At 73.2% G+C, this 18,636-nt stretch carries 23 protein-coding genes; 8 read left to right on the top strand and 15 right to left on the bottom strand.

From position 1 onward, the window contains the following. Window positions 1-94: 94 nt before the first annotated feature. Window positions 95-1,507, top strand: a complete 1,413-nt coding sequence (locus DEJ46_RS20585) for a fibronectin type III domain-containing protein (protein ID WP_190622780.1) — start codon at window positions 95-97, stop codon at window positions 1,505-1,507. On the opposite strand, the gene DEJ46_RS20580 is transcribed toward DEJ46_RS20585, so the two are convergent. Next, the gene (locus tag DEJ46_RS20580; RefSeq protein ID WP_150268484.1) at window positions 1,504-2,229 is read right to left on the bottom strand and encodes a cobalt-precorrin-6A reductase; all 726 of its coding nucleotides are present in this window, start codon (window positions 2,227-2,229) and stop codon (window positions 1,504-1,506) included. The genes DEJ46_RS20585 and DEJ46_RS20580 overlap by 4 nt on opposite strands. 12 nt (window positions 2,230-2,241) lie before the next feature. Here DEJ46_RS20580 and DEJ46_RS20575 point away from each other — a divergent pair, with 12 nt between their 5' ends. Together DEJ46_RS20575 and DEJ46_RS20570 are read left to right on the top strand one after the other, a co-directional pair. Continuing rightward, entirely contained in the window at window positions 2,242-3,393 is a 1,152-nt protein-coding gene (locus DEJ46_RS20575) for a cobalt-precorrin-5B (C(1))-methyltransferase (RefSeq protein ID WP_150274604.1), read from the top strand. Between the two features lie 61 nt (window positions 3,394-3,454). Then, complete coding sequence (locus DEJ46_RS20570; protein ID WP_150268482.1) at window positions 3,455-4,015, top strand: GNAT family N-acetyltransferase; 561 nt, start codon at window positions 3,455-3,457, stop codon at window positions 4,013-4,015. On the opposite strand, the gene DEJ46_RS20565 is transcribed toward DEJ46_RS20570, so the two are convergent. After that, entirely contained in the window at window positions 4,003-4,680 is a 678-nt protein-coding gene (locus tag DEJ46_RS20565) for a hypothetical protein (protein WP_223834854.1), read from the bottom strand. The two genes, DEJ46_RS20570 and DEJ46_RS20565, sit on opposite strands and share 13 nt — an antisense overlap. A 95-nt stretch (window positions 4,681-4,775) precedes the next feature. Between DEJ46_RS20565 and DEJ46_RS40920 the strand changes: the two genes are divergently transcribed. Beyond that, the gene (locus DEJ46_RS40920; protein WP_099895366.1) at window positions 4,776-4,850 is read left to right on the top strand and encodes a 50S ribosomal protein bL37; all 75 of its coding nucleotides are present in this window, start codon (window positions 4,776-4,778) and stop codon (window positions 4,848-4,850) included. A 78-nt stretch (window positions 4,851-4,928) separates the two neighbouring features. Here the strand turns inward: DEJ46_RS40920 and cobM are convergent, their stop codons facing one another. The 3 genes from cobM to DEJ46_RS39210 form a co-directional block, all read right to left on the bottom strand. Next, window positions 4,929-5,678: a precorrin-4 C(11)-methyltransferase gene (cobM, locus tag DEJ46_RS20555; protein WP_150268478.1), complete on the bottom strand. Its 750-nt coding sequence runs from the start codon at window positions 5,676-5,678 to the stop codon at window positions 4,929-4,931. Further along, a complete protein-coding gene (gene cbiE, locus DEJ46_RS20550) occupies window positions 5,675-6,901 on the bottom strand; it encodes a precorrin-6y C5,15-methyltransferase (decarboxylating) subunit CbiE (RefSeq protein WP_150268476.1) in 1,227 nt (408 codons plus the stop codon). The genes cobM and cbiE overlap by 4 nt, the downstream gene beginning before the upstream one ends. 64 nt (window positions 6,902-6,965) lie before the next feature. Next, window positions 6,966-7,109 carry a DUF6126 family protein gene (locus tag DEJ46_RS39210; RefSeq protein ID WP_189508452.1) on the bottom strand — a complete coding sequence of 48 codons (144 nt, stop codon included), beginning with the start codon at window positions 7,107-7,109 and terminating at the stop codon, window positions 6,966-6,968. Between the two features lie 130 nt (window positions 7,110-7,239). On the opposite strand from DEJ46_RS39210, the gene DEJ46_RS20545 reads away from it, so the two are divergent. The 3 genes from DEJ46_RS20545 (at window position 7,240) to DEJ46_RS20535 (ending at window position 9,412) form a co-directional block, all read left to right on the top strand. Further along, the gene (locus DEJ46_RS20545) at window positions 7,240-8,319 is read left to right on the top strand and encodes an LLM class flavin-dependent oxidoreductase (RefSeq protein ID WP_150274602.1); all 1,080 of its coding nucleotides are present in this window, start codon (window positions 7,240-7,242) and stop codon (window positions 8,317-8,319) included. A gap of 4 nt (window positions 8,320-8,323) precedes the next feature. After that, on the top strand, window positions 8,324-8,947 hold the full coding sequence (locus DEJ46_RS20540; RefSeq protein ID WP_150268474.1) for an FMN reductase: 624 nt from the start codon (window positions 8,324-8,326) through the stop codon (window positions 8,945-8,947). 93 nt (window positions 8,948-9,040) lie between these two features. Next, the gene (locus DEJ46_RS20535) at window positions 9,041-9,412 is read left to right on the top strand and encodes a VOC family protein (RefSeq protein WP_150268472.1); all 372 of its coding nucleotides are present in this window, start codon (window positions 9,041-9,043) and stop codon (window positions 9,410-9,412) included. An 11-nt stretch (window positions 9,413-9,423) separates the two neighbouring features. Here the strand turns inward: DEJ46_RS20535 and DEJ46_RS20530 are convergent, their stop codons facing one another. The 6 genes from DEJ46_RS20530 to DEJ46_RS20505 all read right to left on the bottom strand — a co-directional run bounded on the left by DEJ46_RS20530 (window position 9,424) and on the right by DEJ46_RS20505 (window position 15,008). Then, window positions 9,424-9,843, bottom strand: coding sequence for a PP2C family protein-serine/threonine phosphatase (locus DEJ46_RS20530; protein WP_223834852.1), 420 nt, complete (start codon window positions 9,841-9,843; stop codon window positions 9,424-9,426). 62 nt (window positions 9,844-9,905) lie between these two features. Then, complete coding sequence (locus tag DEJ46_RS20525; protein WP_150268470.1) at window positions 9,906-10,772, bottom strand: ABC transporter permease; 867 nt, start codon at window positions 10,770-10,772, stop codon at window positions 9,906-9,908. Continuing rightward, window positions 10,769-11,737: an ATP-binding cassette domain-containing protein gene (locus tag DEJ46_RS20520; RefSeq protein WP_150268467.1), complete on the bottom strand. Its 969-nt coding sequence runs from the start codon at window positions 11,735-11,737 to the stop codon at window positions 10,769-10,771. The genes DEJ46_RS20525 and DEJ46_RS20520 overlap by 4 nt, the downstream gene beginning before the upstream one ends. A 164-nt stretch (window positions 11,738-11,901) precedes the next feature. Continuing rightward, window positions 11,902-12,519 (bottom strand): DUF6879 family protein, encoded by a 618-nt coding sequence (locus DEJ46_RS20515; RefSeq protein WP_150268465.1) that lies wholly within the window; start codon window positions 12,517-12,519, stop codon window positions 11,902-11,904. Continuing rightward, the gene (locus DEJ46_RS20510) at window positions 12,512-13,825 is read right to left on the bottom strand and encodes a hypothetical protein (RefSeq protein WP_223834850.1); all 1,314 of its coding nucleotides are present in this window, start codon (window positions 13,823-13,825) and stop codon (window positions 12,512-12,514) included. The genes DEJ46_RS20515 and DEJ46_RS20510 overlap by 8 nt, the downstream gene beginning before the upstream one ends. A 1-nt stretch (window position 13,826) precedes the next feature. Further along, complete coding sequence (locus DEJ46_RS20505; RefSeq protein ID WP_150268463.1) at window positions 13,827-15,008, bottom strand: ThiF family adenylyltransferase; 1,182 nt, start codon at window positions 15,006-15,008, stop codon at window positions 13,827-13,829. A 409-nt stretch (window positions 15,009-15,417) separates the two neighbouring features. Between DEJ46_RS20505 and DEJ46_RS20500 the strand changes: the two genes are divergently transcribed. After that, entirely contained in the window at window positions 15,418-15,981 is a 564-nt protein-coding gene (locus DEJ46_RS20500) for a hypothetical protein (RefSeq protein ID WP_190622777.1), read from the top strand. On the opposite strand, the gene DEJ46_RS20495 is transcribed toward DEJ46_RS20500, so the two are convergent. From DEJ46_RS20495 to DEJ46_RS20480, 4 genes are all read right to left on the bottom strand, one after another. Next, window positions 15,939-16,358 (bottom strand): hypothetical protein, encoded by a 420-nt coding sequence (locus DEJ46_RS20495; RefSeq protein ID WP_150268461.1) that lies wholly within the window; start codon window positions 16,356-16,358, stop codon window positions 15,939-15,941. The two genes, DEJ46_RS20500 and DEJ46_RS20495, sit on opposite strands and share 43 nt — an antisense overlap. 90 nt (window positions 16,359-16,448) lie before the next feature. After that, window positions 16,449-16,868: a RidA family protein gene (locus DEJ46_RS20490; RefSeq protein WP_150268459.1), complete on the bottom strand. Its 420-nt coding sequence runs from the start codon at window positions 16,866-16,868 to the stop codon at window positions 16,449-16,451. Next, a complete protein-coding gene (locus DEJ46_RS20485) occupies window positions 16,865-18,088 on the bottom strand; it encodes an MFS transporter (RefSeq protein WP_150268457.1) in 1,224 nt (407 codons plus the stop codon). The genes DEJ46_RS20490 and DEJ46_RS20485 overlap by 4 nt, the downstream gene beginning before the upstream one ends. A 64-nt stretch (window positions 18,089-18,152) precedes the next feature. Beyond that, window positions 18,153-18,626 (bottom strand): RrF2 family transcriptional regulator, encoded by a 474-nt coding sequence (locus DEJ46_RS20480; protein WP_150274597.1) that lies wholly within the window; start codon window positions 18,624-18,626, stop codon window positions 18,153-18,155. Between the last annotated feature and the right edge of the window lie 10 nt (window positions 18,627-18,636).

Raw genomic sequence — 18,636 nt, 5'->3', positions numbered from 1 at the left:
CACCGGCCCCACCCGCACCGCCCTTCCCCCCACGCATCGTCTTACCCCCGTGTTTCCCGCGTTCCCCGCAGGTCCGGAAAGGGCCCCACACTTCGTGATCACTCGTACCCGACTGAGCGCGCTGGTCACCACGGCCGCCCTCGTCGCATCCGGCGGCCTCCTGACCGCCACCCCGGCCGCAGCGGCCGTCACCTGCGCGTCCCCTCTGTGGAAGGCGGACTACTACGCCAACACCACCCTCACGGGCACGCCCAAGCTGACCACCTGCGACAGCGTCATCGCCGAGAACTACGGCCTCGGCGACCCGGCCGTCACCACGCTGCCCAAGGACAACTTCGGCGTCCGCTGGACCCTCACCCGCGACTTCGGCTCCGGCGGCCCCTTCACGTTCACCGCGGAAGCGCAGGACGGCGTCCGCGTCAGCCTCGACGGCGTCCGCAAGATCGACCTCTGGAAGAACAACGCCACCACCCAGAAGAAGACGCTCGACCTGACCGTCCCGTCCGGCCGCCACACGATCGTCGTGCACTACGCGACCTGGACGGGCGCGGCGAACGTCAAGTTCGCCTACACGCCCCGCACTTCGGCGACGGTCGACAAGGTGCGGCCGCTCGCACCGGCCGGCTTCACGGTCGCGTACGACAAGACCCTCAACAAGGTCACCGCGCGCTGGACGGCCAACAAGGAGATGGACCTCGCCGGTTACCGCGTCTACCGGCGCCTCACCGGCACCACGTCCTGGTCCCGCGTCGGCGGCACGACGACCCCGCTCACCACGACCACCTTCACCAACAGCCCCCCGCCGACCGGCCAGGCGTACGCCTACGAGATCCGCGCCGTGGACAAGGCGGGCAACGAGTCCGTCGGCACCGTCGACCTGCCGATCACGTCCGTGGACCGTACGGCTCCGGGCGCGCCGACCGGGCTGAAGGCCGTCCCGGACTACACCGGGGACGCCGTCCTCACCTGGACCGCGCCCTCCGCGACGGACGTGGCCGCGTACCGCGTCTACGTCGACGGCGTCCTCGCCGACACGGTCACCGACACGCGGTACGTCCACCCCTGGGGCGACTACGGCACGACGTACCACTTCACGGTCAGGGCCGTGGACCGCGCGGGCAACGCCTCCGCCGCAGCGGCGGCCTCGTTCACGACGTCCGGCGACCGCGTCGCCCCGGCGCCGGTCACCGGCCTGAAGGCGACCCCGCGCGAGGACGGTGTGTTCCTGGAGTGGACACCGAGCCCCGAGCCGGACGTCAAGTACTACCGGGTCTACAAGGCCGAGTGGTACGACAACGGCGAGGGCGAGACGGGGTGGATCGCCTACAAGCTGGGCGAGTATCTCGGCCCCGAGGACTCGTCCTACCTCCACGAAAGCACGCCCGACGGCGAGAACGTGCTCTACGGCGTGGTCGCGGTGGACACGTGGAACAACGAGATGGGCGCGATGGACCCGGCCATGAACTGGGTCGAGGTCACCGAACTCGGCACTCCCGAGGCCGGCTAACCCCGCAGCGCCCAGGCGGCGGCCTCCTCCGGGGTCACCGCCACCGGGACGCCCTCCGGGACCGGGGGGCGGTGGACCACCACGACCGGGATACCCGCCTCGCGGGCCGCGGTCAGTTTCGGGGCGGTCGCCGCGGCGCCGCTGTCCTTCGTCACCAGGACGTCGATCCGGTGGCGGGCGAGGAGCTCGCGTTCGTCGTCCAGCGTGAACGGGCCCCGGGCCAGGAGGAGTTCGGTGCGGGCCGGCATCGGCGCGTCGGGGGCGTCGACCGAGCGGACCAGGAACCACTCCGGGCGGTCCGCGAAGGTGGCGAGGCCCAGGCGGCCCGTCGTCAGGAAGACCCGGCCGCCGAGGCCGTCCAGGGCTCCGGCCGCCGCGTCGAGGGACGGCACGGACACCCAGCGGTCGCCGTCCACCGGGACCCAGCCGGGGCGGCGCAGGGCCAGCAGGGGAACATGGGCGGTGGCGGCCGCCCCGGCCGCGTTGAAGCTGATCCGCTCGGCGAAAGGATGGGTGGCGTCGATGACCGCGTCCACGGCGTGCTCCCGCAGCCACTCCGCGAGCCCCTCCGCCCCGCCGAAGCCGCCGATCCGGACCTCGCCGGCCGGCAGCCGGGGGCTCGCCACCCGCCCCGCGAGGGAGCTGGTCACGCGGACCGTCCCGTGGAGCAGACCCGCGAGCGCGCGGGCCTCGGTGGTCCCGCCGAGAATGAGTATGTGCACAGGAGCCTCTTCGTGACGTCGGGCGGCGGGCGCGAGGCCCAACTCAAGCACACCGGTCTGCGCCCCGGGTGGACGACCGGTGCCTGCGCGACGGCGGCGACGACCGCCGCGTACACCGCGCTCCTCACCGGCGACTTCCCGGACCCCGTGACGATCACGCTGCCGAAGGGGCAGACCCCGGCGTTCGCGCTGACGGCCGAGTCGCTGGAGGGCGCCACCGCCATGGCCGCCGTGGTCAAGGACGCCGGCGACGACCCCGACGTCACCCACGGCGCCGTGATCCGCTCGACGGTACGGCTCCTGCCGCCCGGCTCCGGCGTCGTCTTCCGCGCCGGCGACGGCGTCGGCACGGTCACCCTCCCGGGCCTCCCGCTGGAGGTCGGCGAGCCGGCGATCAACCCCGTGCCCCGGAAGCTCATGCGGGAGCACGTCGCGGCGGTCGCCGCCGCGCACGGCGCCCCCGGCGACGTCGAGATCACCGTCTCCGTCGACAACGGCGCCGAGATCGCCCGCTCCACCTGGAACCCCCGGATCGGCATCCTCGGCGGCCTGTCGATCCTCGGCACGACCGGTGTCGTCGTCCCGTACTCCTGCTCGGCCTGGATCGACTCCATCCGCCGCGGCGTGGACGTGGCCCGCGCGGGCGGCCTCACGCACGTCGCCGGGTGCACGGGCTCCACCTCCGAGCGGACGGTCGGGGAGATCTACGACCTGCCGGAGATCGCCCTCCTCGACATGGGCGACTTCGCCGGTGCGGTCCTCAAGTACATCCGCCGCCACCCCGTGGACCGGCTGACGGTCTGCGGCGGCTTCGCCAAGCTCTCCAAGCTGGCCGCGGGCCATCTCGACCTGCACTCGGCCCGCTCCCAGGTCGACAAGGGCTTCCTCGCGGACCTGGCCCGCACGGGAGGCGCGTCCGAGGCCCTCGCGGAGGAGATCGCCGCCGCGAACACGGGCCTCGCCGCCCTCCGCCTCTGCGAGGCCGCCGACGTCCCCCTGGGCGACCTCGTCGCCGCCCGCGCCCGCGACGAGGCCCTCGCGGTGCTGCGCGGCGCGCCGGTCGCGGTCGACGTGATCTGCATCGACCGCGCGGGCACGGTCGTGGGGCGGTCGGAGGCACGCGGCCCCTCGGCAGGCGGCGCGGGCGGCGCAGGGAGCACGTAACGGCGCGGGCAGCACGTAAATCGCCGCGACAGGGCCGCGTACCGCCACCGAGAATCCGGGGATGACCGTCTTCTCGCACAAGCCCACCCTCACCGGTGACCTGGTGATCCTCCGTCCCCTCACCGAGGACGACGTACCCGCGCTGCTGCCGCTCTTCGACGACGCGGAGATCTCCCGGCTGACCGGGAACCACACGCGCTTCGACGAACCGGCGCTGCGCAAGTGGTACGGCTCCCGGGGCGCCCAGGACGACCGGCTCGACCTCGCCGTCGTCGAGCGGGCGACGGGCCGGGTCGTCGGCGAGGTCGTGCTCAACGAGTGGGACGAGCAGAACGAGAGCTGCTCCTTCCGCATCGTCTTCGTCCCGGACGCGGTCGGCCGGGGCCTCGGCACGGAGGCGACCCGCCTGATCGTCGGCCACGGCTTCAAGGCGCTCGGCCTCTACCGCATCCACCTGGAGGTGTACGCCTTCAACGCCCGCGCCCGCCGCGCCTACGAGAAGGCCGGCTTCACGGCGGAGGGCGTCCTGCGGGGCGCCCTGCTCTGGGAGGGCGAGCGGGTGGACGCGACGGTGATGTCGGTGCTGGCGCCGGAGTGGCCGGCCGCGGCTCAGGCCGGGTAGCCGGTCTCCGCGACGTCCTCGGCCAGGGCGGCGAGCGTCACGCCCGGGTTGAGGGCCGCCACGACCTCCGCCGTCAGCGGGCGCAGCGCCAGGACGTGCCGTACGGCCTCCAGGTCGACCTCGGTCTCGTAGTAGTCCGAGGCGAACTCCGCGTACGCCTCCGCCGAGCGGTCCACGAGCAGGTGGAGCAGGCGGCCGGAGCCGTCCGGGTCGTCGCGGTCGTCGCCCGCGTCGGGGAACTCGACCCGGCCGGTGTGCCAGGTGCCGTCCGCGGTCTCGCGCCACAGGCAGGCGGTGGTCACGTGCACCCCGTCCTCGTCCGTGAAGGCGGGCTCCGTCAGGTACTCCCGGAAGGCCTCCGGGACGCCGTCGAGCACCCCGGGCCAGGTCTGCCCGTCCGCGAGCTCCCCGAACGGGCTCAGCATCGACTCGTGCGCGAAGACGCGGACGAACGCCCCCGCCGGCGAGAGGACGATCGTGTACTCGTCGCCCTGGCCGTCCTTCATCGACGCCAGCTGCTCGCTCTCCGACCAGTGCGCGTCGAAGGAGTAGTACCGGCTCTCCCACTCCGGGCAGAGCACGGCCTCCAGCATCGCGAGCCCTCGGCTGTGGTCGCGCAGTTCCTCGATGCCCGGCAGCGCCCGGGCGACGTCGTAGACGGTCACGGGTCCATTCAAGACCGTGGCACCGACATGCGGGCCCCCGGCCCCGAACCTAGGCTCGACAGCGCAGGAACCCCCACCGAAAGGGAGGCATCCCCATGGCGAAGCGCGGCAACAAGAAGCGGGCCCGCAAGAAGAAGAAGGCGAACCACGGCAAGCGGCCGAACGCCTGAGCACAGCACGACATGCGGCGGGGCCCCGGGGATCGGACTCCCCCGGGGCCCCGCCGCATGTCGTGTGACGCGGACGGCTCAGCAGACGTGCCGCTCCCGCGCCGGGTCGTACAGGTGGCTGTCGCGGAACTCCGAGGCCGCGAGCGTGCGGCCCACGATGATGACGGCCGTCTTCGTGATCCCCGCCGTCTTCACCTGGTCCGCGATGTCGTCGAGGGTGCCCCGCAGGACGAGCTCGTCCGGGCGGCTGGCCATCGCGACGACGGCGGCCGGGCAGTCCGCGCCGTAGTGGGGGACCAGCTCGGAGACGATCCGGTCGACGTAGCGGGCGCCCAGGTGGAGGACGAGCAGGGCGCCGCTGCGGCCGAGCGTCGCGAGGTCCTCGCCCTCGGGCATCGGGGTGGCCTGCTGGGCGATCCGGGTGAGGATGACCGTCTGGCCGACGGTCGGCACGGTCAGTTCCCGCTTGAGCGCGGCCGCCGCCGCCGCGAACGCCGGAACGCCCGGCACGACCTCGTACGGGATGTCCAGCGCGTCGAGCCGCCGCATCTGCTCCGCCACCGCGCTGAAGACCGACGGGTCGCCGGAGTGGAGGCGGGCCACGTCCTGGCCGGCCTCGTGGGCGGCGGCGATCTCGGCGACGATCCGGTCCAGGTCGAGCTGGGCCGTGTCGATCAGCGTCGCGTCCGGCGGGCACTCGGCGAGCAGCTCGGTGGGGACGAGGGAGCCGGCGTAGAGGCAGACCCCGCACTTCGCGAGGGTCCGGGCGCCGCGCACGGTGATCAGGTCGGCCGCGCCCGGGCCCGCGCCGATGAAGTAGACGGTCATGCTCGTTCTCCTGACTTGGTGACGGACCACTGGGTGACGGGCATCGCCTGGCGCCAGCCGGTGAAGCCGCCGACGGGGACGGCGGCGGAGACCGCGAGCCGGATCAGTTCGCCGCCGTGGCGGCGGTAGCGGTCGGCGAGCAGCGCCTCGGACTCCAGCGTCACGGTGTTGGCGACGAGCCGGCCGCCGGCGGGGAGCGCGTCCCAGCAGGCGTCGAGGAGGCCGGGGGCGGTGAGGCCGCCGCCGATGAAGATCGCGTGGGGTGTCGGGAGCCCGGCGAGGGAGGCCGGGGCCGGGCCCGTGACGACGCGGAGGGCGGGGACGCCGAGGGCGTCGGCGTTGCGGGTGATGCGGGCGGCCCGCTCCGGGGACTTCTCCACGGCGACGGCCCGGCAGTCGCGGTGGGTCCGCATCCATTCGATGCCGATGGAGCCGGAGCCGCCGCCGATGTCCCAGAGGAGTTCGCCCGGGGCGGGGGCGAGCGCGGCGAGGGTGGCGGCGCGGACGTACCGCTTGGTGAGCTGCCCGTCGTGCTCGTAGGCCTCGTCCGGGAGGCCGGGCGCGGCGCCGAGCCGCAGCGTGCCCGGGTCGCGTACGCAGTCGAGGGCGAGGACGTGGAGGGCATCGGTCCGCTCGTACGGCCAGTCGGCGGCGGTCGCGTCGAGGAGCCGCTCGGCGGGCCCGCCGAGCTGTTCGAGGACGCGGACGCGGGTGCCGCCCCAGCCGGTCGTACGGAGGTGGGCGGCGACCTCGGCGGGGGTGCCGGGGCCCTCGCCGAGGACGAGGAGCCGGCGGCCGGGGTGGAGGGCGGCGGAGAGCGCGGCGAGCGGCCTGGCGACGAGGGAGACGGTCTCGACGGCCTCCAGGGGCCAGCCGAGGCGGGCGCAGGCGTACGAGACGGAGGAGGGGTGCGGGTGGACGCGCAGGCGGTCGGCCCCGGCGGTCTCCGCGAGCGTGCGGGCGATGCCGTAGAAGGACGGGTCGCCGCTGGCGAGGACGGCGACCGCGCGCCCCTCGTGGGCGGCGAGCAGCCCGGGCACGGCGGGCCGGAGGGGGGAGGGCCAGGCGATCCGCTCGCCGGGGCACTCGTCGGCGGAGAGGAGGCCGAGCTGGCGCGGGGCGCCGATCAGCACCTCGGCGGTGCGCAGGACGCGTCGGGAGCTCTCGGGGAGCCCGTCCCAGCCGTCCGCGCCGATTCCGACGACCGATATCGCAGCGTTCACGTCGGCGACTCTACGTGAGCCCCCGGGAGGGCTACCGCTGGGTCACTTCCGGGTCGCCACCGGGTCACTTCTGGGCGTTCTGCCCGACGTAGAAGAGGAGCCAGACGAAGCCGGCGAAGGCGTGGGTCGCGAAGACGTAGACGAAGACGCGGAGCATGACGCCCCGCTCCTTCCAGCGCTCGTTGTCGTACGTCTTCTCCTCGGCCATGTGCTCCAGGGTACGGGCAGGGGCGGGCCGGAATACCTCGGACGGTGGCACCGTTGGACAGGATGGTTTAAGGTTCAACTAACACATCGAGACACATCGAGACAGATCAGGAACGCGAGAGGTGAGCACGATGCAGTTCGGGATCTTCACCGTCGGCGACGTGACGGCCGACCCCACCACCGGCCGCACCCCCACCGAACACGAGCGGATCAAGGACACCGTCGCCATCGCGCTCAAGGCCGAGGAGGTCGGTCTCGACGTCTTCGCCACGGGCGAGCACCACAACCCTCCCTTCGTCCCCTCCTCCCCCACCACCCTCCTCGGGCACATCGCCGGCCGCACCGAGAACCTGATCCTCTCCACCTCCACGACCCTCATCACCACGAACGACCCGGTGAAGATCGCCGAGGACTACGCGACCCTCCAGCACCTCGCCGAGGGCCGGGTGGACCTGATGATGGGGCGGGGCAACACCGGGCCGGTCTACCCGTGGTTCGGGCAGGACATCCGCCAGGGCATCCCGCTCGCCATCGAGAACTACGCGCTCCTCCACAAGCTGTGGAGGGAGGACGTCGTCGACTGGGAGGGCAAGTTCCGCACGGCCCTCCAGGGCTTCACGTCCACCCCGCGCCCGCTCGACGGCGTCCCGCCCTTCGTCTGGCACGGCTCCATCCGCTCCCCGGAGATCGCCGAGCAGGCCGCCTACTACGGCGACGGCTTCTTCGCGAACCACATCTTCTGGCCCAAGCAGCACACCGAGAAGATGGTCCGGCTCTACCGGCAGCGGTACGCGCACTACGGCCACGGCACCCCCGAGCAGGCGATCGTCGGTCTCGGCGGCCAGATCTTCATGCGCAAGAACTCCCAGGACGCGGTACGGGAGTTCCGTCCGTACTTCGACAACGCGCCCGTCTACGGCCACGGCCCGTCCCTGGAGGAGTTCTCCCGGGAGACCCCGCTGACCGTCGGCTCGCCGCAGGAGGTCATCGAGCGCACCCTGTCCTTCCGCGACTACGTGGGCGACTACCAGCGCCAGCTGTTCCTCGTCGACCACGCCGGACTGCCCCTCAAGACGGTCCTGGAGCAGCTCGACATCCTCGGCGAGGAGGTCGTCCCGGTGCTGCGCAAGGAGTTCGCGAGCCTGCGCCCGGCCGGCGTACCGGAGACGGCCCCGCTCCACCCGTCCGTACAGAAGAAGCAGGAGATCTGACGCCATGCAGACGTTGAAGCTGGTCGCCGTGTCCGCCGGACTCAGCGCACCCTCCTCCACCCGGCTGCTCGCCGACCGGCTGCTCCAGGCCGCCCGCTACCGGCTCGCCGAGCAGGAGTACGCGGTCGACGTCCAGGTCGTCGAACTGCGCGACCTGGCCGTCGACATCGCGAAGAACTTCGTGACGGGCTTCCCGTCGGCCGCGCTCCAGGAGGCGATCGACACGGTCACGGGCGCGGACGGCGTCATCGCGGTCACTCCGGTCTTCACGGCTTCCTACAGCGGCCTGTTCAAGTCGTTCTTCGACCTGATCGACCCGTCGGCGCTGAGCGGCACCCCCGTCCTCATCGGGGCGACCGGCGGCACCGCCCGCCACTCGCTCGTCCTCGACCACGCCCTGCGGCCGCTCTTCGCCTACCTGCGGGCCCTCACCGTCCCCACCGCCGTCTACGCGGCCTCGGAGGACTGGGGCACGGGCGGCGACGCGTACACGGAAGGGCTGCCGTCCCGGATCACCCGGGCCGGGAACGAGTTCGCCGACACGGTCGCGGCCCGGCCGTCCCGGGGGACGGACGAGGACGAGATCGTCCCCTTCGAGAAGCAGTTGGCCGACCTGCGCCTGGATTGACCGCCGTACGCACGGTGACCACCCGCATGGACGTTCCCCCATCGCGTCGCGGGTCGATGAGCGCGGGGCGCCGGACGAGCGCATGATGCCCTCATGGACATCAAGCTGGAACTGATCGGCGTCCCCGTCAGCGACGTCGACCGTGCCAAGGCCTTCTACGAGCAGGTCGGCTTCCACGCCGACCACGACGTCCCCGTCAGCGACACCATCCGCTTCGTCCAGATGACCCCGCCCGGCTCGGCCTGCTCGATCGCCTTCGGCAAGGGCATCACGGAGATGGCCCCGGGCTCCCTCGACAACATGCAGGTCGTCGTCACCGACATCGAGGAGGCCCACGCCGACCTCACCGCCCGCGGCATCGAGGTCAGCCCGATCGACGACCAGCCCTGGGGCTCCTTCGTCTACTTCGCCGACCCCGACGGCAACCGCTGGGCCGTCCAGCAGACCAAGCCCCGCGGGCAGTGACCCGGCCCCGCTCAGGAGCGCGCGGGCACCACGTCCGCCACCACGCACGACACGTCGTCCGGGCCACCCCGCTCTTCCGCCAGCGCGGCGAGCACGCGGACCGTGTCGCCGGGCCCTGAACCCGCCACGAGCGCGCTGCGGATCTCCGCCTCCGGCACCACCGCGTGAGCCGCCGCCTCCGCCGGATCGAGCTCGCCGGCCTCCACCCGTGCCTGGACGACCGTGTGGTCCCGGGTCAGCCGTACGAGCTCCCCGTCCCGCAGCAGGTACGCCCGCCCGTCCCCGACATGGGCGAGCGCGAGCCGGTCGCCCGTCCACACCCCCGCCGTCAGGGTCGTCCCCGAGCCGGGCGCCGCCGCCCCGACCGCCGTGTCCGCGCGTCGGACGCCGTCCTCCAGGGCGTTGAGCAGGTCGCCGGGCCGGTCGGGCACCGGGAGCAACGCCTCGATCTCCGTGAGAGCGGCCGTCGCGGCAACCGGCCGGTACCCGCCCCCTACTTGCGGTTGTACAGCCGCATCGTGACCCAGCCGAAGACCAGGACGAAGAACGCCGACCAGCCCAGCGTCCAGGCGATGTCGGCGCCCGGCCAGTGGCCCGCCATCAGCTCGCGGACCGCGCTCGCGAGATGGGTCACCGGGTTGTTGTTCACGAAGGCCTGGAGCCAGCCCGGCATCGTCCTCGGGTCGACGAAGACGTTCGAGAGGAAGGTGAGCGGGAAGATCACCATCATCGAGACGCCCATGACGGACTTCTCGCTGCGCAGCAGCAGGCCGAACATCGTCCAGATCCACGAGAACGCGAACGAGAAGACCAGCAGCAGCGCGACGCCGAGCAGGATGCCGACGATGCCGCCGTCCGGGCGGTAGCCGATGATCACACCGACCGTGAGCATGACCGCCGAGGCGATCAGATAGCGGACGACGTCGCCGAGGAGGTAGCCGACCATCGGCGCGGGCCGCCAGATCGGCAGGGTCCGGAAGCGGTCGAAGACGCCCTTCTCGATGTCGGTGTTGACCGAGACGCCCGTGTACATCGTGATCATCACGACGCTCATCACGAGGATGCCCGGCAGCAGGAACTGGATGTACTCGTCGACCGAGCCGGCCAGCGCACCCCCGAAGAGGTACGTGTACATCAGCACCATCATGATCGGGAAGGCCGTCACGTCGAACAGCTGCTCCGGCACGTGCTTGATCTTGAGCATCGCCCGCCAGCCGAACGTCAGCGACGCGGAGAGCGCGCTGGGCCGCGGCGGCCGGGACCGGCCCGTGAACAGCGCCGCGAGTTCGTCCGCCTTCGGGGCGACGAAGTCGAGGGCGTCGGTCGTCTGCGGGTCCTTGCCGGTGGTGACGGTGGTCATGCCGTCGTTCCCTTCCGGTCGGTGAGGGCCAGGAAGACCTCGTCGAGGCTCGGCTGCCCCAGGGCGAAGTTGTCGACCGTGATCCCGGCCCGTGACAGCTCGGCCAGGGCGCGGGCCGCCTGCTCGGCGGCGCCCAGGTCCGTCCCGTGGCCGTCTACGGTGGCGGTGAGCGCGACCGGGTCCGCGTCGAGCTGGACGGTGGCCTTCAGGGCGCTTCGCAGCACCCGCTCGGCCTCCGGCCGCTGCCCGGGGTCCCGGAGCCGTACGTGCACCGAACCCGAGCCGACGGAGGCCTTCAGCTCGCCCTTGGTGCCCTCGGCGATCACCTTGCCGTGGTCGATGACGGCGATACGGGACGCCAGCTGGTCCGCCTCGTCCAGGTACTGGGTGGTGAGGAGGACCGTGGTGCCCTGGGCCACGACCGCGCGGACGATGTCCCAGACCTGGTTGCGGCTGCGCGGGTCGAGCCCGGTCGTCGGTTCGTCGAGGAACAGCAGGTCGGGGGTGTTGAGGATGGACGCGGCGATGTCGATACGGCGCCGCATGCCGCCCGAGTAGTTCTTGACCTGCTTGTCCGCCGCCTCGGCGAGCCCGAACGCGGCGAGCAGCTGCCCCGAGCGCTCCCGGGCGTCGGGGCGGGTGTGGCCGAGGAGCCTGCCCAGCAGGACCAGGTTCTCGGTGCCGGTCAGGTCCTCGTCGACGGAGGCGTACTGGCCGGTGAGGCTGACCCGGCCGCGCACCGCGTCGGCCTCCTTGACGACGTCCTTGCCGAAGACACGGGCCCGGCCGCCGTCGGGGCGCAGGAGCGTGGCGAGAACCTTGACGGCGGTGGTCTTGCCCGCACCGTTGGGCCCGAGGACGCCGTAGACGGTTCCGGCGGGGACGCGCAGGTCGATGCCGTCGACGGCACGGTTGGTACCGAAGACCTTGACCAGGCCCTCGGTCTCGATGGCGAGGTCGGTCATACCGTGATTCCTCCGGGAGAAGACGGCGCTTCCCCCAGTCTCCGTCGCCCGGCGCGGTATCGCCAGGGCGCGGAGCCGGTCCTTCCGCGCCCGCCGGCGTCACCGCGGTGGTGTCCGGGCGCGGAGACGGGGTGCGGGCCTCGCAGGCCCGGCCGCTGGGCCTCTCACTCCGCGGCGGCCCTGGGCGGCTCCAGGCCGGCGATCTCCCGCGGGAAGTAGCTGCCCAGCTCCTCCCCCGCCGTGTACAACTCGCGCACGAAGGCGCGGGCCTTCGCCACGACGTCGGGCCGGGTGAACACCAGGGCCCCGTCGGGTACGCCCTCCGGCGTGTACTCGACGATGTACACGGCCTCGTCCCCCAGCACGCACAGCTCGGGAAGCAGCCCCTGCCCCTCGTACGGGGCGACCCGCTCCGCGTCGAGGACGGCGACGTCCTCCCCGTACCCGTTCTTGACGTGCAGGATGTTCAGCTCCCACTGGATGTACGGGTCGAGGGGCCGCTCGACGATCCGCACCCGCCGGAGCCGGAACCCCGCCTCGGCGATCTTCCCGTAGTAGTCCGCGTACTCCGGCCGCGACTCCTCGATCAGCCGCAGCGACGCGTCCCAGTCACCGCGGCGGAAGGCCAGCCAGCTCGGGAAGTCGCCCTCGTCGTAGGACTGCATCCGCTCCAGCTTCCAGAACCCCTCCGGGCCGATGCGCCAGAAACGCTCGTTGAAGTCGGACTGGTAGGCGTCCTGCCCGATCCGTACCCCGTCGGCGTCTTCGAACAGCTCACGCATGTGCAGATCTCCTCCTGTGCGCACGGGCCCGCCGGGCCCGGCGGTGCTTCCACCGGGTGACGAGCCAGATGATGTGGACGGCAGCGATGGCGGCAAGGGTCAGGACGGCGTCGGACACGTCGAGCGCGGAGCCCGGCGAGGCGAGCCGGGCAGCGGCCTCGCTCACCAGGCGGACCTCCGCCGGGAGGGTCAGGGCGGCGAACCCGGCCAGGCACAGCGCCGTTCCGGTCACCAGCACGAAGCTGTAGAGCCGCACCGCGCGCCGCTCGGCGGCGGGCAGCGCGCGGCTCGGGTCCTCGGCCGCCGACTCCCTGCGCCGCAGCCTTCGGACCAGGTGCCGGGCGTAGGCCCCGCCGTCCCCGTAGAGGTCGCGGCAGCCGGTGAGGTCCTGGAGGACGAAGTACACGTCGGTCCGCATGAAGACCATGAGCTGGAAGGTGAGGGGCAGCGCCGCCCACAGGACCGTCGCCGCGAGCAGACGGTGCGCCGTCGTGCCCGGAGCGGTGAGGCCGAGCAGCAGGACCGCCGAGGACGCGACGGAGAGATTGACCCCGATGCCGGCGAGATAGGCGGTGAGACGGTGGCGGCGCGGAGCGAGCTCGATCCCGCTGATGTCGGTCTGCAGGACGAGGAACTGGAGCCGGGTGCCGAAGCTGATCCTGCCGGGGACGCCCGCGGCCCTCGCCACGGCGAGGTGCGCGAGCTCGTGCAGGAGGACGATCGACCAGCCGACCACCGCCCCGCCCAAGACGACGAGGGTTCCGTACGGGCTCCACACCAGGTCCCGGTAGGTCGGGACGAGCCCGGGGCGCAGGAGGAGCAGCACCGCGGCGGCGGCGACCAGCAGCGCGGGGACCAGAGGGACCCAGGGGTTCAGCAGGAAGGCGACATGCCGCCGCCGAAGCCCCGGGAGGCTCTCGGGAACCACCGGGCCGGACGAGATCCTCCGTCCGTCGACCTCGGCCACGAAGTCGAGCGCGAGGAGGTCCCGCACGAACTCCGCGATGTCGGGTTCCTCTCCCGTCGCCGCCAGCAGTCGCGCCTGTACGGAGGCGACGCTCGCTCCCTGCTCCAGGAGGTCGAGCGCCTCCACGCCCTGGGAGGGAAGGGCCACGAAGACACGGGTCTCGCCGCGGCCCACGATCCACTCGGCTCCGTCCGCCCGCCTGCTCAGCGGATGGAGCAGCACCCGGGAGGCCGGCCCGACGGGGACCGGCCCGACGGGGACCGGCCCGACGGGGACGGTCGCGACGTCCTCGTCCGGCCCTCCCTCCGCCTCTTCTCCCGGCGTCTCTCCTCCCGCCACCTCACGCCCCACCGCAGGCGGGGCAGTCGGCTCGCCGGAGGACCGGCTCGAACCCCGGCTCGCCCGGCCGCACCAGGTTGAGTTCGAGGCGGAATCCGGCGGGGAGCGCGGGCACGCCGGTGAGCGCCGCGATCGCCGCGTACACGAAGAGGGCACCGGCCAGGGACGCCGTGACGGCGTTCACCGGGCTCCAGGGCATCCGGGGCGAGACCGTCGCCTCGTCCTCGCCGGCCGGGAGCCTGAGGTCGCGGGAGTCGGCCTGGGTGGCCCTGTGGCACTCCAGGCAGCCGCTCCTGCCGGGCGCGTACACGCTGGTCGTGACGAGGGGGCCGCGGTACCCGCCGTCCGTCCACGGCGTGTCCGCCTCCAGGCAGGCCCGGTTGACCCAGGAGCGCAGGGCGGCCGGCTGGTCGGCGCACAGCACCAGGAGGTCGTACCGCCTGCCGCCCGCCGCCGCCCCGGTCCCGGTACCGGTCGCGGTCGCGGTACCGAGCAGCCGCGCGAGGTCCTCGGGGCCCCGGACCTCGGCGTCCTCGCCGGTCACCACGACGTCGGAGTTCAGCGCCCGGAGCGACTCCAGGGCCGCCTCCACCTTGGGCCGGCCGATGTCCCTCTCGCGGTACAGGACCTGGCGGTTGAGGTTGGAGAGTTCGACGACGTCCGGGTCGACGCAGTGCAGGAACCCCACCCCGGAGGCCACGAGCCCCTGGGCCGCGACGCCTCCGGCGCCGCCGAGTCCGATCAGCAGGACCCGGGCGCGGGACAGGGTGCGTTGTGCGTCCCAGCTGTCGGTCCGGGACGAGGTGTCCATCCAGCGCAGCAGCGGGACCCCGCGCCCGTACCGGATCCTGTCCCGCTCGGTGAGTTCCTCGGGAACGCCCGCGGCGGCGTCCTCCAGGAATCCGGCCTCGCGCAGGTCGGCGATGGCACGGAGGACGTCGTCCTCGTCGGGGGCCGGGTGCGCGGCGGCGACGGCGGCGGCGATCCGGCCGGGGTCACGGGTCCCGTCCAGGGCCCTGACCAGCGTCCAGACCCAGCCGTCGGTGTCCTCTATCTCGGCGCCGAGGCCGTGGATCACGCTGCCTATGCGCACATGGCCGTCGGCCGTCCGGTACGGGCGGTGCTCGGGTTTGACACGCGGCAGCGCCAGACCGCCGAGCACGGCACTGACATTCCGCCCCATGGTCAACTCCCGTACGCCGAGACACTCTTGATCACACGCGCTACTGTCACGACGTTGGCATGCTAGCGCCAGAAGCGAGCCCGGGGAGGGAAGAATGGCGATCAAGATCACGATCCGTCCGCTCGACAAGAAGGAGACCACGAGCGACAGTCAGGGATCCAGCAACTGAAGAACCGCCGGAAGGGCGGCCACCGCCCTCCCGGCGCACCCGGCGCACCCGCCGGCACGGCTTGCGCGCCCGCCGGCACGGCCTGCGCGCCCGCCGGCACGGCCTGCGCGCCCGCCGGCACGGCCTGCGCGCGACCGGTCCTCCCTGCCGACGGGGGATGACGCCGCCTCCGCCGCCCGGCGGAGGCGGACGGTCCCCGGGGGCGACGCCCCGCACCGGCCCCGGCGGGACGCTGGACGCATGCTGAAGATCAAGGCCCTGCCCGAGGTGCCCCGTTGGGCCGTCCTCGCCGCCCATGCCGTCCCCCTCGTCACCCTCCCGTCCGGGCTGTGGCGCCTCGCGCTCGTCGCGGGGCTCCCGGTCACACAGGACGCCGAGCTCGGCGCGATGGGCTTCTGGGGGTCCGCGTACGTCGTCTCCCTCAGCGTCGTCTCCGAGCTGCTGGCCTTCCTCACCCTGGGGCTCGTCCGCTCCTGGGGCGAGGTCTTCCCCCGGTGGATGCCCTTCCTCGGCGGGCGCCGGGTGAACCCGGCCGCCGCGACGGGCGCCGCCTTCGCCGGGGTGGCGGGGCTGTGCGCGATCGCCGCGTGGGGCGCGTACGCCTCGTACGCGGATCTCGGACCCGGCGTCCCCGCCTCCCCGGCACAGGAGGCCCTGCTGATCGTCTGCTACGCGCCCCTGGCGGCCTGGCCGCTGCTGGTCGCCGCCGTCGCGGCCTCGTACTACCGGCGCCGGACCGTTTCGGGCTCCGGTTCGGGACGTCAGTACGGTGCCGGGCGGCCCTCGGCGTCCTCGTGGGTGTAGTAGAGGTAGAAGGCACCGGCGGTGACGCCCGCCCCGACGATCAGGCCGAGGATCGTCGCCGACAGGATGCTCACGTCGGACAGGCTGTAGAGGAAGCCGATCGCGATGCCCGCGAGGCCGCCCCAGGCCGCCGCGTGGAGCTCGCGGGGCAGCGAGCGGCCGTAGCGGTGGATCGCGTACACCGCCCCGCCGAGCACGACCGCCGAGACCAGTCCGAGCCAGAACAGCCCCCAGGTGACCGGGGCGCCGGACTTCTGGATGAACGCCGCGTAGAAACCGTAGATCACGCCGAGCGCGACGGGCATGGCCCAGGCGGGCATCCCGCGGCTGGTGCTGCTCGCCCGGCGCCGGGCCGGTACCGCTGCGTGTGCGGCCATGGCTTGAGCTCCTTCGTCTCGCCCCCAGGCTCTGCCCCCTGGGTCCCGCACCCTCCAGGGCACACCCGCGCCCGGCGCCCCGCAAGTGGATCAGCCGGCCGGCCGCACCGCCACGGCGTCGATCTCGAAGAGCATGCCCGGCAGGGCGAGCGCCGCGACCCCGCTGAGGGTCTGCGCGGGCAGCCGCTCGCCGAAGTGCGCGTGCAGGGCCTTGCCGAGGACCTCCAGCTTGGCGAGGTCGTGCTCGACGATGTACGAGCCGAGGCGGACGACGTGGCCGAGGCCGAGGCCGACGCCCTCCAGGGCGAGCCGCAGGTTGGTGAGGGAGAGCTCGACCTGGGCGGCGAAGTCCCCGGGGACGGGGGCTCCGGTGGCGTCGGAGGCGTACTGGCCGCCGATGAAGACGAGCTCGCCCGGCGCGGAGACGGCGTGGCTGTAGCCGAAGGGGGTGGGGTCGTGGAGCGTGCCGGGGTTGGTGATGACGCGCTGGTCGGAGGTGTGGGCGCTCATGAGTGGTGGTTCCTTCCGGAGAGGGCGGCCACCGGGACGGCGGCCAGGGAGAGCGCGGCGCCGACGAGGAGCACCGCGGTGAGGTCGTACGCGTCGGCCAGCAGCCCGCCGAGGAGGGCGCCGAGGGCGATGGCGAGGCAGAAGACGCTGACGTTGAGGCCGGTGGCGGCCTCGGCGTCGTCGGGGGCGGCGGCCATGAACCAGGACTGGAGCGCGACCGAGAGCCCGCCGTAGGCGAGCCCCCACAGGAGCAGCAGCCCGGCGCCGGCGGCCGGAGCCGTGGTGGCGAGAAGGAGGAAGAGGAGGAGGACGGTGCCGAGCGCGGCGGCGATGACCGCGAGCGTGCGGCGGGGGGAGCGGGCCGCGCGGGAGCCGGTGAGGAAGTTCCCCGCGACGCCCGCGAGGCCGTAGCCGATGAGCAGGGCGCCGAGGAGCGCCTCGGGGACCCGGGCGTGGCCGGTGAGCAGCGGGCGGACGAAGGAGTACGCGAGGAAGTGGCCGGTCACGAGGGCGAGGGTGAGCTGCAGCCCGGCCCGGACGCGGCGGTTGCGCCGGGGCAGCGCGGCGAGCTCGGCGAGCCCCGTGGCGCGGGACTCCGGCATTCCCGCGCCCCGTCCCGGGAGGCGGGGCAGCAGGGCCAGGAGGGCCGCCGCGGCGAGCAGGGAGAGCAGCCCGGTGGCGGCGAACGCCCAGCGCCAGCCGATCCGTTCGGCGACGACGGTGGCGACGGGGACGCCGAGCACCGAGGCGGCCGAGACCCCGCCGAAGACCACGGCGGTGGCCCGTCCCACGGCGGCGGGGGCCACGAGCCGGGGCGCGAGGCCGCCGGCGAGCGCCCAGAACCCGCCGATGGCGAGGCCGAGGAGGACGCGGGCGGCGAGGACGACCGCGAGGTGGCCCGCGACCGCCGACACGAGGTTGGCGGCGGCGGCGAGGAGCATGAGCGCGACGAGGAGCGTCCGGCGGTCGGCGTCGGCCGCGCGGACCGTGACGAGGGGCGCGGCGACGGCGGCGACGAGGCCGGGCACGGTCACCATGAGGGCGGCGGTGCCCTCGCTGACGGACAGGTCGGCGGCGGCCGGGGTGAGCAGTCCGACCGGCAGGAGTTCGGCGGTCATGACGGTGAAGATGCCGAGCGTGACGGCGGCGACGGCGGGCCGCCCGGAGGGCCGGTGCGTGATGCCGCCGGTCCCATGTTTTTCAATCTGGATATCTAACATCCAGAATCACCCTCTTCACACGCCCTCCCCGGAGGGAGGGCGGTCGTTGTGGATACGGGTCGCGTCAGACGTTGGCGAACCAGTGACGGATCCGGTCGGGCGCGGCCGGCGCCTGGAGCTCCGCCCGCTCACGGACGTCGTCCAGGGTCTGGGCCATGAGCTCGCGCCGCCAGGCCAGTTCGGCCCGCCCCATGGCACCGGCGATGGCGCATTCGGCGGCGTACGACCCGGGCGGCCCCGCCCCCGGCCCCTGCTGCCGGATCTCGGCACAGCGGAAGGCCTCTTCAGGGCCTTCGACGGCGGCGACGACGTCCATGAGCGTGATCCGGTCCAGGCCGCGCGCCAGCCGGAAGCCGCCCTTCGGCCCGGAGACCGAGGTGACGATCCCGGCCCGGGCGAGCGCCTGGAGCTGCTTGGTGAGGTACGGGGCCGGCAGCTCGTGATAGGCCGCGAGGCGCGCGGCGGTGACCGCCCGCTCCGGCCCGATCCAGGCCAGGTTCAGGCAGCTGTGCAGTGCCCATTCCACGCCTTCGCTCATCCTCATGATT

This window comes from Streptomyces venezuelae (assembly GCF_008642375.1).
Taxonomy (GTDB): Bacteria; Actinomycetota; Actinomycetes; order Streptomycetales; family Streptomycetaceae; genus Streptomyces; species Streptomyces venezuelae_G.
This window is presented reverse-complemented; position numbering and strand designations above follow the sequence as displayed.

Excerpts from the sequence above, each read along its gene's own strand:
- DEJ46_RS20545 (WP_150274602.1), top strand. The coding sequence starts at position 7,240 with ATGCAGTTCGGGATCTTCACCGTCGGCGACGTGACGGCCGACCCCACC.
- DEJ46_RS20500 (WP_190622777.1), top strand. The coding sequence starts at position 15,418 with ATGCTGAAGATCAAGGCCCTGCCCGAGGTGCCCCGTTGGGCCGTCCTC.
- DEJ46_RS20490 (WP_150268459.1), bottom strand. The coding sequence starts at position 16,868 with ATGAGCGCCCACACCTCCGACCAGCGCGTCATCACCAACCCCGGCACG.
- cobM (WP_150268478.1), bottom strand. The coding sequence starts at position 5,678 with ATGACCGTCTACTTCATCGGCGCGGGCCCGGGCGCGGCCGACCTGATC.
- DEJ46_RS20480 (WP_150274597.1), bottom strand. The coding sequence starts at position 18,626 with ATGAGCGAAGGCGTGGAATGGGCACTGCACAGCTGCCTGAACCTGGCC.
- DEJ46_RS20540 (WP_150268474.1), top strand. The coding sequence starts at position 8,324 with ATGCAGACGTTGAAGCTGGTCGCCGTGTCCGCCGGACTCAGCGCACCC.
- DEJ46_RS20485 (WP_150268457.1), bottom strand. The coding sequence starts at position 18,088 with ATGTTAGATATCCAGATTGAAAAACATGGGACCGGCGGCATCACGCAC.
- DEJ46_RS20520 (WP_150268467.1), bottom strand. The coding sequence starts at position 11,737 with ATGACCGACCTCGCCATCGAGACCGAGGGCCTGGTCAAGGTCTTCGGT.
- DEJ46_RS20495 (WP_150268461.1), bottom strand. The coding sequence starts at position 16,358 with ATGGCCGCACACGCAGCGGTACCGGCCCGGCGCCGGGCGAGCAGCACC.
- DEJ46_RS20505 (WP_150268463.1), bottom strand. The coding sequence starts at position 15,008 with ATGGGGCGGAATGTCAGTGCCGTGCTCGGCGGTCTGGCGCTGCCGCGT.
- DEJ46_RS20570 (WP_150268482.1), top strand. The coding sequence starts at position 3,455 with ATGACCGTCTTCTCGCACAAGCCCACCCTCACCGGTGACCTGGTGATC.
- DEJ46_RS20535 (WP_150268472.1), top strand. The coding sequence starts at position 9,041 with ATGGACATCAAGCTGGAACTGATCGGCGTCCCCGTCAGCGACGTCGAC.
- DEJ46_RS20515 (WP_150268465.1), bottom strand. The coding sequence starts at position 12,519 with ATGCGTGAGCTGTTCGAAGACGCCGACGGGGTACGGATCGGGCAGGAC.
- DEJ46_RS20525 (WP_150268470.1), bottom strand. The coding sequence starts at position 10,772 with ATGACCACCGTCACCACCGGCAAGGACCCGCAGACGACCGACGCCCTC.
- DEJ46_RS39210 (WP_189508452.1), bottom strand. The coding sequence starts at position 7,109 with ATGGCCGAGGAGAAGACGTACGACAACGAGCGCTGGAAGGAGCGGGGC.